At 58.7% G+C, this 2,566-nt stretch carries 3 protein-coding genes and 1 pseudogene; 3 read left to right on the top strand and 1 reads right to left on the bottom strand.

The genetic code is table 11. The features are described from left to right. The 3 genes and pseudogenes from PEH01S_RS34970 to PEH01S_RS34045 form a co-directional block, all read left to right on the top strand. Positions 1-817: pseudogene (locus PEH01S_RS34970) on the top strand (hypothetical protein); the annotation flags it as partial. Next, positions 814-1,110, top strand: coding sequence for an EscU/YscU/HrcU family type III secretion system export apparatus switch protein (locus tag PEH01S_RS34050; protein WP_025850770.1), 297 nt, complete (start codon positions 814-816; stop codon positions 1,108-1,110). The pseudogene PEH01S_RS34970 and the gene PEH01S_RS34050, both read left to right, overlap by 4 nt. After that, positions 1,107-1,481 (top strand): YraN family protein, encoded by a 375-nt coding sequence (locus PEH01S_RS34045; RefSeq protein ID WP_127490437.1) that lies wholly within the window; start codon positions 1,107-1,109, stop codon positions 1,479-1,481. The genes PEH01S_RS34050 and PEH01S_RS34045 overlap by 4 nt, the downstream gene beginning before the upstream one ends. Here PEH01S_RS34045 and PEH01S_RS34040 read toward each other — a convergent pair. Beyond that, the coding region (locus PEH01S_RS34040; protein ID WP_246063148.1) for a YifB family Mg chelatase-like AAA ATPase at positions 1,478-2,566 on the bottom strand (1,089 nt) is incomplete at its 5' end. The genes PEH01S_RS34045 and PEH01S_RS34040 overlap by 4 nt on opposite strands.

The raw sequence follows: 2,566 nt of genomic DNA, 5'->3' as shown, positions 1-2,566 counted from the left end.
GGGAGCGCAAGCGGCGGCGCAGCCGGGAGCGGGCGCAGGCGCGGGAGCGCAAGCAGCGGCGCAGCCGGGGCAAGCGCCGCAAGAAAGCGGCAACCTGATCGGGCGCCTGATGAAAACGCTTGGCATCGAACATGAGCATCAGGCAATGAAGCTGCTGGAGCGGACCATGCCGGATGCTCCGCAGTCGGGATTGTCGCACGCCTCAGCCGGTGCGCAAGCCGACTTTGCCAAATCGGCGGACACGCTCAAAAGTTTGCTGATGCAGCTTTCACAGGCTTCCGATGCGCCGCAAGGCTTGAAGGATGCGGCTCAGCAGGCAGTGCAGCAAATCACCGGACAGCAGCTCATGTTAAGCGCCGATCGGAATGCCATGCTTTCGCATCTTACTCTGTTCGTGCCGATTATGCATGCGGGCGGCGAACAGACGGCTGCGGTCCATATTCAATCGCGCAAAGGCAAAAACGGCAGTCTGGACGCCAGCAACTGCCGGCTTGTATTCGATCTGCGCATGAAAATGCTCGGAGACACCATGGTCGATGTACAGGTCGTGAACGGCATTGTCAGCCTGCATGTTCATAACGATTCGCCGTTCACACAGGGGCTGCTGGAAGCGCATAAAGAGGAGATTGCGGCCGGACTCGCGTCTATCGGGTATCAATTTATATCGATGAAATACAGTCCGTATCCAACGAAGGCCGCCCCGGATGTCCGTGAAGCCGTTACGGCATTCAGCGAGCATTCCAACAATCCCGGATCGGGCCGGCTGCCAAACGCGTACTCGCAAAAACCGTATAAGGGAATGGACATTCGGATATGAAGGAGAAACCAGTCGGGTTAAAAAAGGCGGTGGCCCTAAAATATGCCCCCGAAATGTCGGATGCCCCGAAGGTTATTGCCAAAGGGAAGGGCAAAATCGCCGAACAAATTATGGAGAAAGCCAAGGAGAGCGGTGTTCCGATTCAGGAAGACGCATCCCTTGTCGAAGTGTTGTCCAAGCTTGATTTGGATCAAGAGATACCGCCGGAGCTATACAAATTGGTCGCCGAGGTGCTTAGTTATATTTACCGTTCGGATCAACGAGCCAAAGAATGGAGGAACGAAGGCCGATGAAGGAAACCCGGCTCAGCCGCAAGGAGCTCGGAGCTCTCGGTGAAGCGGCGGCGGCCGACCATCTGCAGGGGCAAGGATTTAAGCTTCGGGCCCGAAACTGGCGCTGCCGGACCGGCGAAATCGACTTGATTGCCGAGGATAACGGAGTATTGGTTTTTATCGAGGTACGGACCCGCAGTATAGGCGGGACCTTCGGCACGCCTCAGGAGTCGGTCAATGCGCGCAAGCAGCGGCAGGTGTTGGAGACCGCTCAAGTATACATGCATATGCAGCGGCTCCAGGACAAGCAGGTCCGTTTCGACGTGATCTCGATCCAGACGGACCCGACGGGCGCCGTCCGGGAGCTTGAGCATATCCGCAACGCTTTTTAACCGAAAAGCGTATGCGGATTTATTTTTTTATCCAGCACCCGATACTGCAGCGCCTCGGCGACATGATCCGCCCGGATCTCGAACTGCCCCTCGAGATCGGCGATCGTGCGCGCGATTTTCAGAATCCGGTCATGCGCGCGCACGCTCAAACCGAGCGCTGCAAACGACCGCTCCAGCAGCTGCGCGGAGGGAGGGTCCAGCTTAACATGCTCCCGCAGCTTTTTGCCGTTCAGCTCACTGTTAAACATGATGCCCGCCTCAGCGTATCGGCGCTTTTGGATTTCGTGGGCCCGCTCTACGGCGGCGCGCATGTCGGCAGACGACAAAGGCTGCTGTGTGCCGCTTAAGTCCTTGTACTCGATTCTCGGCACTTCGACGTGCAGATCGATCCGGTCCAAAAGCGGTCCGGAAATTTTCGCGCGATAATGCGATATTTTAAGCGGGCTGCATACGCAGCCTTGTTGATCGCTCGCCGCGCCCCAATACCCGCACGGACACGGATTCATCGAGGCCGCGAGCAGAAAATGCGCCGGAAACCGGTAAACGGCCCGCGCGCGGCCTATAGTTACAAACCGGTCCTCCATCGGCTGGCGCAGCACTTCCAAGGCGGCCCGGGAAAACTCGGGAAGCTCGTCCAGAAAAAGCACGCCGCGATGCGCCAAGCTTACTTCTCCAGGCTTGGGAATGCCTCCGCCCCCCACCAGCCCTCCGGCGGAAATCGTATGGTGGGGCATCCGAAACGGCCGCTCGCGGATGAGCTGCCGCCGGTCGGCGAATTTTCCCGAAGCACTGTAAATTTTCGTGACGTCCAGCGATTCCGGATCGCTCATGGGCGGCATAATGGTGGGGAGTCTTTTGGCCAGCATCGTCTTACCGGTTCCCGGAGGACCGATAAGGATGAAGTTGTGCATGCCGGCCGCGCTGATCATGAGCGCCCGCTTGACATGGAGCTGGCCGCTGACATCCGCATAATCCTCGTCCGCTTTGCCCGTCTCCCGGGTTAAAGATTCCATCGGTCCGGCAGGCAGTTCCCCGGCTCCGCCAGCCGCAGCCGCTTCCTCGCTCCCCCCGGACCGCCGAAACTG

It is taken from the genome of Paenibacillus ehimensis NBRC 15659, from assembly GCF_004000785.1.
Taxonomy (GTDB): domain Bacteria; phylum Bacillota; class Bacilli; order Paenibacillales; family NBRC-103111; genus Paenibacillus_G; species Paenibacillus_G ehimensis.
This window is presented reverse-complemented; position numbering and strand designations above follow the sequence as displayed.